This window comes from Mesorhizobium sp. CU3, assembly GCF_006442965.1.
Taxonomy (GTDB): Bacteria; Pseudomonadota; Alphaproteobacteria; order Rhizobiales; family Rhizobiaceae; genus Mesorhizobium.
This window is the reverse complement of the sequence record NZ_VFWX01000004.1, coordinates 20,499-33,843: the sequence shown is the minus strand read 5'-3', so window position 1 is coordinate 33,843 and position 13,345 is coordinate 20,499. Positions and strand designations below refer to the sequence as shown.

The 13,345-nt window shown below is 65.2% G+C and carries 10 protein-coding genes; 8 read left to right on the top strand and 2 right to left on the bottom strand.

What is annotated here, in order from left to right; genetic code table 11:
• Nucleotides 1-3 precede the first annotated feature (3 nt).
• Both FJ988_RS07965 and FJ988_RS07960 read right to left on the bottom strand, forming a co-directional pair.
• Nucleotides 4-1,257: an FAD-binding oxidoreductase gene (locus FJ988_RS07965; RefSeq protein WP_140816222.1), complete on the bottom strand. Its 1,254-nt coding sequence runs from the start codon at nt 1,255-1,257 to the stop codon at nt 4-6.
• Between the two features lie 5 nt (nt 1,258-1,262).
• The gene (locus FJ988_RS07960; protein ID WP_140816220.1) at nt 1,263-2,651 is read right to left on the bottom strand and encodes a PLP-dependent aminotransferase family protein; all 1,389 of its coding nucleotides are present in this window, start codon (nt 2,649-2,651) and stop codon (nt 1,263-1,265) included.
• Nucleotides 2,652-2,951: 300 nt separating this feature from the next.
• Between FJ988_RS07960 and FJ988_RS07955 the strand changes: the two genes are divergently transcribed.
• The 8 genes from FJ988_RS07955 to otsB all read left to right on the top strand — a co-directional run bounded on the left by FJ988_RS07955 (nt 2,952) and on the right by otsB (nt 13,320).
• Entirely contained in the window at nt 2,952-4,112 is a 1,161-nt protein-coding gene (locus tag FJ988_RS07955; RefSeq protein ID WP_140816218.1) for an ABC transporter ATP-binding protein, read from the top strand.
• Nucleotides 4,109-5,161 (top strand): ABC transporter substrate-binding protein, encoded by a 1,053-nt coding sequence (locus tag FJ988_RS07950; protein WP_140816216.1) that lies wholly within the window; start codon nt 4,109-4,111, stop codon nt 5,159-5,161. Before FJ988_RS07955 ends, FJ988_RS07950 begins: the two co-directional genes overlap by 4 nt.
• Before the next feature lie 8 nt (nt 5,162-5,169).
• Nucleotides 5,170-6,450, top strand: coding sequence for an ABC transporter permease (locus FJ988_RS07945; RefSeq protein WP_140816214.1), 1,281 nt, complete (start codon nt 5,170-5,172; stop codon nt 6,448-6,450).
• Nucleotides 6,451-6,452: 2 nt separating this feature from the next.
• Nucleotides 6,453-7,271, top strand: coding sequence for an ABC transporter permease (locus tag FJ988_RS07940; protein WP_140816212.1), 819 nt, complete (start codon nt 6,453-6,455; stop codon nt 7,269-7,271).
• Nucleotides 7,272-7,342: 71 nt separating this feature from the next.
• Nucleotides 7,343-8,401, top strand: a complete 1,059-nt coding sequence (locus FJ988_RS07935) for a glycosyltransferase family 4 protein (RefSeq protein ID WP_140816210.1) — start codon at nt 7,343-7,345, stop codon at nt 8,399-8,401.
• 40 nt (nt 8,402-8,441) lie between these two features.
• Nucleotides 8,442-10,604, top strand: coding sequence for an amylo-alpha-1,6-glucosidase (locus tag FJ988_RS07930; protein WP_140816208.1), 2,163 nt, complete (start codon nt 8,442-8,444; stop codon nt 10,602-10,604).
• A 149-nt stretch (nt 10,605-10,753) separates the two neighbouring features.
• Nucleotides 10,754-12,538, top strand: a complete 1,785-nt coding sequence (locus FJ988_RS07925; RefSeq protein WP_140816206.1) for a trehalose-6-phosphate synthase — start codon at nt 10,754-10,756, stop codon at nt 12,536-12,538.
• A complete protein-coding gene (otsB, locus tag FJ988_RS07920; RefSeq protein ID WP_140816204.1) occupies nt 12,535-13,320 on the top strand; it encodes a trehalose-phosphatase in 786 nt (261 codons plus the stop codon). The genes FJ988_RS07925 and otsB overlap by 4 nt, the downstream gene beginning before the upstream one ends.
• The last annotated feature ends 25 nt before the right edge of the window (nt 13,321-13,345 follow it).

Here is a 13,345-nt window from a genome sequence, read left to right as displayed (position 1 = left end):
TGCTCAGCGGAAACGCGCGGCGGCGAAATCGGCTGCCGACGGCATGGCACAGTCGGCAATGAAGCCGGCGACCCAGCGCGCTGTTATCGGAGCCAAGGTTAATCCCAGATGGCCGTGGCCGAAGGCGTATATCACGTTTGGTGACTTTGCCGACGGCCCGATGAGCGGGCGCGAGTCCGGCAGGGAGGGGCGGAAGCCCAGCCATTGCGAGGACGGGTGGCCGAGATCGGGGAAGAATTGCCGCACGCCGCGGTCGAGCAGCGCCAGCCGGCGCGGATTGGGCGGCGCCTTGAGGCCGCCCAACTCGACGGTGCCGGCAACCCGCAGCCGGCCATCCATCGGCGTCATGTAGAAGCCGAGATCGACGGGGCAGACCGGGCGGTTGAGCAAGGGCGCCGAGGTCTGGAATTCGAGATGGTAGCCGCGCTCGGTTTCGAGCGGGATCCGGTCGCCGGCCTGTGCGGCAAGCGGTCGGGACCGCGCTCCGGCCGCGATCACCACTTTCTGCGCCGTGACGGCGAGGCCCGGGCCGCTCAGCTGTACGCCGCCGGCACTTGTAGCGAGACCGGTGACGCTCGTGCGGATGAACTGAGTGCCCCTGGCAACAGCGGCGGCAGCCAGCCGCGCCATCACCGCCTTGGGATCGCTCACATTGATCGAATCCGGGAAATAGAGGCCTTTGGTCTCGAACTGCGCAAGCCGTGGCTCCAGCGCGGCTACCTGCTCGGCGCTCAGAACCTGCTGGTGGACGCCGAGTTCGGCGCGCAAGGCCCGAGCGCCCGCGGAGGCGGCGAAATCGCTGTCGCGGCGATAGACATAGAGGCAGCCGTTGCGGCGCATCAGGTCCTGAAGCGCAGCCTCCTGCACCATCTCGCCCCAGGCCGGCAGGGCTTCGGCAAGCAGGCCGGCAAGCGCCAGCGCATTGGCGCGGGTGGCCGCCGGCAGCGACTGGCGGGCAAAGCGGATGAGCCATGGCGCGAGCTGGAAAAGCGCTGCCCAACGCAACGAGAACGGGCTGTCGGGATCGAGCAGCAGCGTCGGCAGCGCGCGCAGCACGCCGGGATTGCCGACCGGCATACAGGCATATTCGGCTATTGTCCCGGCATTGCCGAACGAGGCGCCAGAGCCCGGTTCGTTCGGGTCGATGAGCAGTACCTCGCGGCCTGCGCCGGCAAGCCGCAACGCTGTCGCGAGGCCGACGACGCCGGCGCCGACGATGGCGATCTCGACCGATTTCGGCGCGACTGTCGAGGTCATGACTTTCAGACGAAACCGGGCAGTTGCAGATGACCGGCCGAAAGCAGGTCGGCCATGGTGGTCAGCGCCGAACGCAGATCCTCCTGCGACCGGGCCGCGCCGACATTGATGCGCACGCCATGCTGCACCGGTTCGCGGCCGACGGCGAAGGCATCGCCCGGTAGCAAGGCGACGCCGCGCTCCAGGCAGGTGCGGGCAAAGCCGGCGCCGCGCCACGGCTCGGGCAGGCGCAGCCAGGCATGCGTCGAGGTCGGATGGCTCTGGATGTCGAAGCGGCCGAGGATTTCGGAGAGGATCGCCTGGCGCTGGCGCAGTTCCTGTTTCTGGATGTCGATGATGCGTGCGGCGGCACCTTCCTCGATCAGTCTGGCGCCGATCAGCGCCGTCAGCGGGCTGATGCTCCAGCAATTGATGCGCAGCGCCGCGGCGACCTGTCCGGCGATCGGGCGCGGCGCGATGACGAAGCCGAGGCGCAGGCCGGGCGCCAGGCATTTCGACAGCGCGCCGAGATGGATCGTCAGCTCCGGTTCCAGGCTGGCGAAGGAAGGCGGCGGATCGTCGGCCAAAGGACGGTAGACGTCGTCCTCGATGATCAGCACGTTGTGGCGGCGGGCAACCGCGGCTAGCTCGCGCCGGCGCTCCGAGCTCAGCGTGATCGTGGTCGGGTTGTGCAGCGTCGGCACCAGGAAGACGGCCCTTGGCCGAAGCTGCAGGCAGGCGGCCTCGAACGCGTCGGGGCGCATGCCGCCGCGATCCATGGCGACGCCGCGCAGGTCCAACCCGTGCACGCGGCAGAGCGCGTTGATGCCCTGGTAGGTGACTTCGTCGGCGAGCACGACTTCGCCCTGCCTTGTCACCGCGCCGAGCACGCCGTCCAGTCCGTGCTGGGCGCCGGCGGCGAGCACGACTCGGCCCGGGTCGCCGTCGCCGGCGACTGATTTGAACCAGTCGGCGACGGCAACGCGCGCCCAGAGCGGTCCCTCCGGCGGATGATAGTCCTGCAGCGCGAGATAATGCTTGTCTCGCGGCAGGCGCGGCAGGAGTGCCGCGACCGCATCGAGATAGGCCGACGTCGGCGGCCGGTTGACCGAGAGATCGATGATGCCGGTCTCGTCGCTCGGCGCGGAGACGAAGCCTGGACGTTCGCCCTGTTCGCGGGCGGCGACGGTGGTGCCGCGCCCCGGCCGTGCCTCGAGCAGGCCGCGCTCCTGCAGCGTCGACAGCGCGCGCGTCACGGTGGTGACGTTGATGCCCAGCGCCCGCGCGATCTCGCGCTGCGGCGGCAGTCTTTCGCCGACGGCTAGGCTGCCGGCGGCGATGCGCTCGGCGATCGCGTCGGCAAGACGGCGATAGACCGGATTTTCGTCCTCGGTGAGGCGGAGATCTTCGAGCATTCGGACGGATTCGGCTGTGGCTTTCGTCAGGCTCTAGCACAAGACATTGTTCCGGACAATACTGCTTGTGTGATCACACATTGAGCGGTATTGGTGAAAATTTATCACACAATCGCGACAGAAACCGGCTTGACGAGCAAACTTGTATGCATCTATGGTCAAATTCAGATCAATTGTGTGAGCATACAAGTTTCGGCGGCCGGCTAAGATGACCGGCTGCCGGAGGGATGGAGACATGCATCACAAGCCGCATACAGCTTCAGCCGGCCGCATCAGCGGAGCGCATCGGGATTGTGCACGATGAGCGCCGTTCAGACCGCACCGGCGTCCGCGAAGTCGGCGCCACTCGCCGGCCAGGGCTTCGTCGAGTTCGCCGATGTCGAGAAGTCCTATGACGGCCGCAGCTTCGCGGTGACGCGAATGAACCTCTCGGTGGCAAGCGGCGAATTCCTGACGCTGCTCGGGCCATCCGGCTCCGGCAAGACGACGACGCTCAACATGCTGGCCGGCTTCGAGCGGCCGACGCATGGCACGATCACGCTGGAAGGGCAGCCGGTCGACCGGCTGCCTCCCTACCAGCGCAATATCGGCATGGTGTTCCAGAACTATGCGCTGTTCCCGCATATGACGGTCGAGGAGAATGTCGGCTTCCCGCTCTCCGTCCGTCAGGTGAGCAAGGCCGACATCGCGGCCCGCGTCGGCCGCGCGCTCGACATGGTGCGGCTCAAGCAGTTCGGCGATCGCCGTCCGACGCAGCTTTCCGGCGGCCAACAGCAGCGCGTGGCGCTGGCGCGCGCGCTGGTGTTCCAGCCGAGCCTGGTGCTGATGGACGAGCCGCTCGGCGCGCTCGACAAGAAATTGCGCGAGCACATGCAGCTTGAGATCAAGCAGATCCACACCATGCTCGGCGTCACCATCGTCTATGTGACGCATGACCAGAGCGAGGCGCTGACGATGTCGGACCGCGTCGCCGTGTTCAACCAGGGCGGCATCGCCCAGCTCGGCTCGCCCGACGATCTCTACAACACGCCGCAAAGCTCGTTTGTCGCAAGCTTCATCGGCGAGAACAACACGCTGGAAGGCGTGGTCGACCGCGTCTCGGGTGGAGAGTGCCGCGTCCGCCTAAATGGCGGCGGCGAGATCTCCGCGCTGGCAGTCGGCGTGACGCAAGGCAGCCCCTGCCATGTCGCCGTGCGGCCCGAGCGGCTGACCCTATCGGCGACCGCCAATGGCGGCAACGCGTTATCCGCGACCGTGGATGGACGGATCTATCTCGGCGATCACCTGCGACTTCTGGCCAGGCTCGCCAACGACCAGGTGCTGACCGTCAAGGTCGGCCCCGAAGCGACGATGGCGAATGGCGAGACCGTGACGGTCTCCTGCGCGCCCAACGATTGCCGCGCCTTTCCGGCCGATGCCGGAACGGGCGGCGCCATTCCAAAACAGGGGAAAACGAAATGACACAGTTGAGGAAGACTTTTCTTGCGCTCGCGGCCGCTACGGCTTTCGTGACCATCGCCGGCGCCGCCTTTGCCGACGAATTGTCGATCATGGCGAGCGGCGGCGCCTGGCAGGACGCGCAGCGCAAGGCCTGGTTCGAGCCGTTCAGCAAGGAGACCGGCGCGAAGATCCTGGAGCAGGAATATCTCGGCGATCTCGGCAAGGTCAAAGCCATGGTCGAGACCGGCAATGTGCCGATCGACCTGGTGACGGTCGAGACCGCCACCGTGCTGCAGGGCTGCGACGCGGGCATCCTCGAACGTCTGGACTATTCCAAGATCGGTCCGCGCGACAAATTCATCGAAGGTTCGGCGCTGGATTGCGGAGTCGGTCTCGATGCTTACGGCGATATCCTCGCCTATGACCCGACCGTGCTGAAGGAAGCGCCGACCTCGGTGCTCGACCTGTTCGATACGACGAAATTCCCGGGCAAGCGCGCCATGCGCAAGTTCCCGGCGCAGAACCTCGAATGGGCATTGATGGCCGACGGCGTGGCGCCCGCCGACGTCTACAAGGTGCTTGCCACGCCGGAAGGCGTCGACCGCGCCTTCAAGAAGCTCGACACGATCAAGAAGGACATCGTCTGGTGGGATGCCGGCGCGCAGCCGGCGCAGCTTCTGGCCTCCAAGGAAGTGGTGATGACCACCGCCTGGAACGGCCGCATCCAGAACGCCATCGACACCGACAAGAAGCCGTTCAAGATCGTCTGGAACAACCAGATCCTCGAATACGACATGATCGCCATCCCGAAGGGCGCGCGCAATCCGGAGCTGGCCTACAAGTACCTAGCCTATATCAGCAAGCCCGAGAACAACGCAAAGCTCGCCAGCTACATCACCTACGGGCCGGTGCGCACCGACGCGGCCTCTTTCGTCGCGGCGGACGCGCTGCCGAAGCTGCCTAACGCTCCCGATCATCTGGCCGGCGCTTATCTGGTCGCCGATACCGAGTTCTGGGGCGACTATGGCGAGGACCTCGTCAAGCGCTTCAACGCCTGGCTGGCTCAGTAGGAGAGGGCATGTCGGCGCTCCAGCCCAGCGAACTCGACCGGCCGACGCTGGCCCGCGACCGGTCAGCCGCCGACGCGGATCTGAAGTCCGTGTCGGCGGCGCTCCGGCGCGCCGAATTCGGCGACCGGATGCGCTCGCTGCTGTTGGCGGCGCCGCTGCTCGTGCTTCTGGCGCTGAGCTTCGGCATCCCGATCGTGCTTTTGCTCTCGCGCGCCGTCTACGACCCGACAATCGCGGATGCCTTGCCCAAGACGACCGTGGCCCTGGCCGGCTGGAACGGCCAGGGCCTGCCAGGCGACGATGCCTTCGCCGCACTGGCGGCGGACCTCAAGGACAACCAGGCCAAGGGCACGGCCTATGAATTGGCCAAGAGCCTCAACGCCCGCCTGCCGGGCGCGCGCAGCCAACTGTTGAAGACGGTGCGCAAGCTCGAAAACGCCGACGGTCAGGCCGCGCTCGACGCGGTGAAATCGGTGCCGTTCTGGTCGGCGCCGACGACATGGCCGGCGATCCGGAGCGGCACAAACAGCCTCACCTCGTTTTACCTGCTCAGCGCACTCGACCTGCGCTGGAACGCCGACGGCGGCGTCGAAAGGGTGCCGCCTGAGCAGGCGATATTCATCCAGGTGTTTTTGCGCACCTTCTTCGTTGCGGCGTCGGTGACGCTGGCGACGCTGATCCTCGCCTTTCCGCTCGCCTATCTCATCGCCAATGTGCCGAAGGGGCTGGCCGCCATCCTGATCGTCGCGGTGCTTCTGCCGTTCTGGACATCGATCCTGGTGCGCACCGCGGCCTGGACGGTGCTTCTGCAGAAATTCGGTCTGGTCAACGACTTCCTGCTGCTGATCGGCGTCACCAGTGACCGGCTCGACCTGATGTACAGCCGCATCGGCCTGATCATCGCCATGACGCATATCCAGCTGCCGTTCACACTGCTGCCGATCTACAGCGTCATGCGCACTATCCCGCCCTCGCAGATGAAGGCTGCCTATTCGCTGGGCGCCAGGCCTTTCACCGCCTTCCGGCGCATTTACATTCCGCAGGTGTTCCCGGGTGTGATGGCCGGTTGCATGCTCACCTTCATCCTGTGTCTCGGCTATTACATCACGCCGGCGCTGATCGGTGGGGCGAGCGATCAACTGATCAGCAATTTCATCGCCAACTACGTCAATGTCGAACTGAACTGGGAGATGGCGGCAGCACTGTCCTTCATCCTGCTGGTGTTCACGCTGGCGCTGTTCGGCATCTTTGCCCGCGTCCTCGGCCTCGACCGCCTGAAGCTGGTGTAGCCATGCTGTTGTCCCCTTACCCTACAACCGGCGAACGCATCCGCATCACGCTGCTGTGGATCTGGTGCGGGCTGGTGATCCTGTTCCTGCTGGTGCCGATCCTGATCCCGGTGCCGCTCTCCTTCAACAGCGGCGCCTTCTTCATCTTCCCGCTAGAAGGCCTGTCGACGCGATGGTACGAGGTGGTGCTCGGCACGCAGCGCTGGCAGTCGGCGATCGGCAACAGCCTGATCGTCGCCTTCGGCACGACGCTGATCGCAACCACGCTCGGCACGCTGACGGCGATCGCGCTGTCCGACGAGAAGTTTCCCGGCCGCCGCATCATCATGCCGCTGCTTTTGTCGCCGCTGATCGTGCCGGTGGTGATCACCGCCGTCGGCTCTTATTTGTTCTACGCTCGCGTCGGGCTCGCCAGCACCTATGCCGGCATCATCCTGGCGCACACGGCCTTGGCCAGCCCCTTTGTGGTGGTGACGGTCGGCGCCAGCCTGACCGGCTTCGACCGCAATCTGATGCGGGCCGCCGCGATCTCCGGGGCAAGGCCGCTGACCTCCTTCTTCCGGGTGATGCTGCCGCTGATCCTGCCCGGCGTGCTGTCAGGCGCCGCCTTCGCCTTCGTCACCTCCTTCGACGAGGTGGTGGTGGTGCAGTTCCTGGCCAGCGCCGGCCAGCGCACCATGCCGCTCGAAATGTTCATCGGCCTGCGCGAAAAGCTCAGCCCGGCGATCACCGCGGCGGCGACGCTGATGATGGGGCTGTCGATCCTGCTCTTGCTGGTCGCGAACCTTCTGGCGCGGCGCGGCCGCAAGGCGCCGGCTTAAACCGCGACCAATTGGGCAGGAACGATCTCGGCGCTGACGCATTTGCTTCGCGTCAACAGCCGAGGGATTTCATGCGCATTGCCCATGTCGCGCCGCTTTATGAATCTGTGCCGCCGAAACTCTATGGCGGAACGGAGCGGATCGTTTTCTACATCACCGAAGCGCTGGCCGAACTCGGCCACGATGTGACGCTGTTCGCGAGTGGCGACAGCGAGACGTCGGCCAGGCTGGTGCCCGGGCGCGACCGGGCGATACGTCTCGACGCGCGGCCGAAGAAATCCGAGATCGCCGCGCATCTCGCCATGCTTGCCGATGTGCGCGAACGCGCCGGCGAATTCGACGTCATCCACTTCCATCTCAGCCACTTCCTGCATTTCCCGTTCTTCGAGCAGATCGCGGGGCGAACAGTCACGACGCCGCATGGCCGGCTCGACTATGTCGACCTGGCGCCGGCCTATAAACGCTTCCCGCGCTTCCCGATGATCTCCATTTCGCACAGCCAGAAGCGCGGCTTGCCGGATGCCAACTGGCTGGCGACCATCCATCACGGCTTGCCGCTCGATGCCTATCGGCCGACCTTCGAGCCGCAGGCGGAGGAGCCGTATCTCGCCTTTCTCGGACGCCTGTCGCGCGACAAGCGGCCGGACCGCGCCATCGAGATCGCCCGGCGCTCCGGGTTGAAGCTGAAGCTGGCGGCCAAGATCGGCGACGACGACCGTGCCTATTTCCACGATGAGATCGAGGCGCTGATCGACGGAAAGCAGATCGAGTATGTCGGCGAGATCACCGAAGACGAGAAGGCAGCATTTCTCGGCAATGCCGCCGGTCTCTTGTTTCCCATCGACTGGCCGGAGCCGTTCGGCCTCGTCGCGATCGAGGCCATGGCCTGCGGCACGCCGGTGATCGCCTGGAATTGCGGCGCCTTGCCGGAGATCGTCGACAACGGCATCACTGGTTTCGTCGTGGATTCGGTGGACGCTGCGGTGGCAGCGGTGCCGTCGCTTCTGCGGCTTGACAGGCGGCAGGTGAGGGGGGTGTTCGAGAAGCGGTTTTCGGCGACAAGGATGGCGCGAGATTACCTTGCCGCCTATATGCGCCTTACTGGCATGCCGGAGGCTAAAGCCTCCTGACCTTCACTGGCTCTAGGGCGGGCAAGCGAAGAGGTGACGAATGACGGAGCTCGACGAGCGCAAGCTCGATCCCGCCGTAGCCCTTGCTTCGATGGACGATACAGCGCCGCGCGAACCGCACCGGCTCTATGCCCTGAAGCAAGGCGATTGCTTCGCCGTTGCCGACGCCTATGGCGACATCAGGGGCTCCGGAGACGGCTTCTTTCGCGACGACACGCGCGTGCTCTCGGAGTTCCGGTTGACTGTCGGCGGGCGGCAGATGTCGCTGCTCGGCGCCTCGCTCAGCCAGGACAATGTGCTGTTCACCTCGAACCTGACCAATCTGCCGATCCAGAGTGCTGCCGGCCGCGACATCCCGCAAGGCGCCATCCATATCGAGCGCGTCAGGCTGCTGTGGCAGGACAGGCTGTTCGAGCGCATCACGCTTTCCAACTACAGCCGCGAGCACTCGACCATCACCGTCTCGCTGCATTTTTCCGCCGATTTCCGCGACATGTTCGAGGTGCGCGGCTCGACCAGGCCGAAGCGCGGCACGACGCATGTCGCCAAGACCGACAAGACTTCGGTGCTGCTCGGCTATGACGGTCTCGACGGCCTGCCGCGCCTGTCGGCGATTTCGTTTTCGCAAGCACCCGACCAATTGAGCGACAACCGCGCCGATTTCCTGATCGCGGTAACCAAGCGCAGCCAGAAGGTGCTCTATGTCGAGGTGGGTCCCGAGGTTGCCGATACGCCCGACAGCGAGCGTTTTCGCGCGGCGGCGGCGCGTGCCCGCTTCGGCATGCGCGCCAAGCGCCGGCATGGCGCCACCATGCACAGCTCGGGCCGCGTCTTCAACGATTGGGTCGAGCGGGCGCGGGCCGATGTGGCGCTGCTCACCACCGAGCTGCCGACCGGGCCTTATCCCTATGCCGGCATCCCCTGGTTCTCGACGGCGTTCGGGCGCGACGGGGTAATCTCGAGCCTGCAGATGCTGTGGCTCAATCCCGGGCTGGCGCGCGGCGTGCTGGCCTTTCTTGCCGAGCACCAGGCGACGGAGACGTCGCCCTTCAGCGATTCCCAGCCGGGCAAGATCATGCATGAGACGCGAAAAGGCGAAATGGCGGCGCTGCGCGAGCTGCCCTTCGGCCGCTACTATGGCGGCGTCGACACCACGCCGCTCTACATTCATCTCGCCGCGGCCTATGCCGAGCGTACTGGCGACATGGCCTTCATCGACAGGCTGTGGCCGTCGCTGAAAGCGGCCGCCGAATGGACGGAGGAGGCGAGCCGCGCCACCGGCTTCGTCACCTATCAGCGCGCGGCGGAGTCCGGTCTCGCCAACCAGGGCTGGAAGGACAGTTTCGACTCGGTCTTCCATGCCGACGGCCGCATCCCCAAGGGGCCGATCGCGCTGGTCGAGGTGCAGGGTTATGTCTTTGCTGCCTTCCGTGGCCTGGCCGCGCTCGCGCGTCGGCGCGGCGAGTATGCCGACGCCGAACATTGGGAAAACCGCGCCGAGGAGATGCGCGTCGCCGTCGAGCGCGACTTCTGGCTGGACGACTTGAATTTCTACGCCCTGGCAATCGATGGCGAGGGCGAGCTGTGCAAGGTCCGTACCTCCAATGCCGGGCACCTGCTTTTCGTCGGGCTGCCGCAGGCGGAACGGGCAAAGCTCGTCGCGGAACAGCTGCTGTCGGCTTCCTTCCATTCCGGCTGGGGGTTGCGGACGCTTGCCGACGACGCGGTGTTCTTCAATCCGATGTCGTACCACAACGGCTCGATCTGGCCGCATGACACGGCGCTTTGCGGCATGGGGCTGGCGCGTTACGGCGAGCGCGACAGCGTGGTGCGGCTGATGAGCGGCACATTCGAGTCCGCCGTGCATTTCAACATGCGGCTGCCAGAACTGTTTTGCGGCTTCACCCGCGCACCGGGCGAGGCGCCGATCGCCTATCCGGTGGCATGCCTGCCGCAGGCCTGGTCGGCGGGCTCGGCCTTCATGCTGCTGCAGGCCTGCCTCGGCCTGGAGATCGACGGCTGGGAAGGCGAACTGCATGTGACCAGCCCACGCCTGCCCATCGGTATCGACACGCTGACGCTCCGGCATCTCAATGTCGGCGAAAAGGCGGTCGATCTGACATTCCAACGGGTTGGCGATCGCGTCGTCGCCTTCCTGTCCGACCGTCACGAGGGCCAGGTGCCGCTGATCGTGCGGACTTGAACAGATCGCGGTAACCGGCAGTTCAACAATCACTAATGTCGGAACCGTGGGTCTGGTTGTGCGTTGCACACTCGAACCGGTCCACCGGTCCGCAGCCGGCAAGAACGAAAAACAAAAACGCGGACAGCCGGAGGCAACCTGGCTTTTCAATGACACAACACGGCGTCGACCTGCTTTTGGTCCTTATTCTCGCAAGCCTCGGGCTCTCCGCTCTCGCGATCTTCCTTTCGATGTCACGGCATCGCCGTCAGCACGCGCCATCGGCGATGCCGCCCAGCGATGACGTGGCTTCGGAAGCAGCGCGAAAAGTGCTGCGCGAATTCGAGAAGAACGGGCAGTCGGTCGACGCGGCTTTGGTCACCTGGTCACCGGAGACTTTGCGCAAGATCCTCGCCGACGAACTGCCGGATGCGCAGGTCATCGTCGTCTCCAACCGCGAGCCTTATATCCACAACGAGACCAAGGATGGCGGCGTCGAGCTCGTCGTGCCGGCAAGCGGGCTGGTCTCGGCGCTGGAGCCGATCACGCGGGCCTGCGCCGGCACCTGGATCGCCTATGGCGGCGGCAGCGCCGATCGCCGGATGGCCGACAGGAACGACCGCGTGCAGGTCCCGCCGGGCAATCCGTCCTACACGCTGCGCCGCGTCTGGCTGAGCGACGACGAATATCAGGGCTATTATCTCGGCTTCGCCAATGAGGGGCTTTGGCCGCTTTGCCATATCGCCTTCACGCGGCCGATCTTTCGCGAGTCCGACTGGGAAGCCTATGAGGCGGCCAACCGCAAGTTCGCCGAAACGGTGGTGGCCGAGGCGCGCAACGAGCGGCCGATCGTGCTGGTCCAGGACTATCACTTCGCGCTTCTGCCGCGCATGATCCGCGAGCGGCTGCCCGAGGCGATCGTCATCACTTTCTGGCACATCCCATGGCCGAACTCGGAAGTGTTCAGCATCTGTCCGTGGCGCGAGCGCATCCTCGACGGCCTGCTCGGCAGCTCGATCATCGGCTTCCACACGCAGTTCCATGCCAACAACTTCACCGAGAGCGTCGACCGCTTCATGGAAAGCCGTATCGAGCGCGCCGATGCCGCCATTTCCTATGGCGGACAGATGACGCTGGTGCATGCCTATCCGATCTCTATCGAATGGCCGGTGGAGCTTCTGGAGAGCCTGCCCGGCGTCGAGGAATGCCGCACGCGTACCCGCGAACGCTTCGGCATTCCGGGCGAGGCCAAGCTCTGCATCGGTGTTGAACGCCTTGACTACACCAAGGGCGTTCTCGATCGCTTCCATGCGCTGGAGGAGCTGTTCAAGCGGCATCCGGAAACGGTTGGCAAGGTGGTGTTCCTGCAGATCGCCGCGCCCAGCCGGGGCACGCTGCCGGCTTACAAGCAACTGCACGAGGAGTGCTTGCATCTCGCCGACGAGATCAACCAACGCTATGGCAGCGACGACTACAAACCTGTCGTGATGGTGGCCGAGCATCACAAGCAGGCCGATATTTACGAACTCTATCGCGCGGCCGATATCTGCCTTGTCACCAGCCTGCATGACGGCATGAACCTCGTCGCCAAGGAGTTCGTGGCGTCGCGCGACGACGAGCAGGGCGTGCTTATCCTCAGCACCTTCGCCGGCGCGTCGCGAGAATTGCTGGAGGCGCTGATCGTCAATCCTTACGACGCGGCGATGACGAGCGATGCCATGCTGCAAGCGATAACCATGGGGGCGGACGAGCAGCGCGAACGAATGCGGCGCATGCGCGAAATCGTGCGCGACAACAATGTCTATCGCTGGGCCGGCAGCATGCTGCTCGACGCGGCGCGGCTGAGGAAGCGCGGCGAGCTCGACCGGGTCACCGTCTCCGATCAGCCGTCGGCTCCCACCGGCGAAAATGTCGTCTCCATGTTCGAACGCAAACAGGCGGTAGGATTTCGATGAACAGTCAATCAGGTCTCATTCCACGGCTCCCGGAAGGCCGCTGGGCGCTTTTCCTCGACATTGACGGCACTTTGCTGGAGCACGCGGCGCATCCTGACGCGGTATCGGTCAGCGAGGAGTTGCGAGTTCTTCTGGAGAGGATCGAGCGCCGTCTCGACGGCGCGCTCGCCTTCATCACCGGGCGCTCGATCGCCGCCGTCGATCACCTGTTCGATCCGTTGAAATTGCGCATCGCCGGGCTCTACGGGCTGGAGCACAGACTTTTGCCGAACGGGCAGGTCGAGGCTGCCGACGAGCCGGCGGATATGGCAGCGCTTGCCGACGAGATCGAGTTGGAGCTGGCGAGCAAGGCCGTCTATGTCGAGCGCAAGGGCCCAGTGCTGGCGATCCATACGAGAGCAGCCCCGCAGCTTCTCAAGCGGGCGACGGAGCTGGTCGGTGCGGCACTTGCCCGCCTGCCGAAAGGCTACCGCGTCATCGCCGGCAATGCCGGCGTCGAGCTCATGCCGCTGGAAGCGGCCAAGGGTGCCGCGATCCGACGGTTTATGCAGCTCGATCCGTTCTCCGGCAGACGCCCGGTGTTCCTCGGCGACGATACGTCGGACGAGAACGGCTTCGACACGGTCAATGCCCTCGGCGGCATCTCGATCCGGGTGAAGCCGCAGGGCGAGACCGCGGCCCGCTTCGCCATCGAAGATGTCGCCGGGGCGATCGCCTGGCTCGGGGCTAATTTCGGCGATCCCGCCGGAGCTGCTTTGCCGTTGCGCGCCTTGTCCGCCTGATTGTTCGGCTAGCGCGTCGCAATTC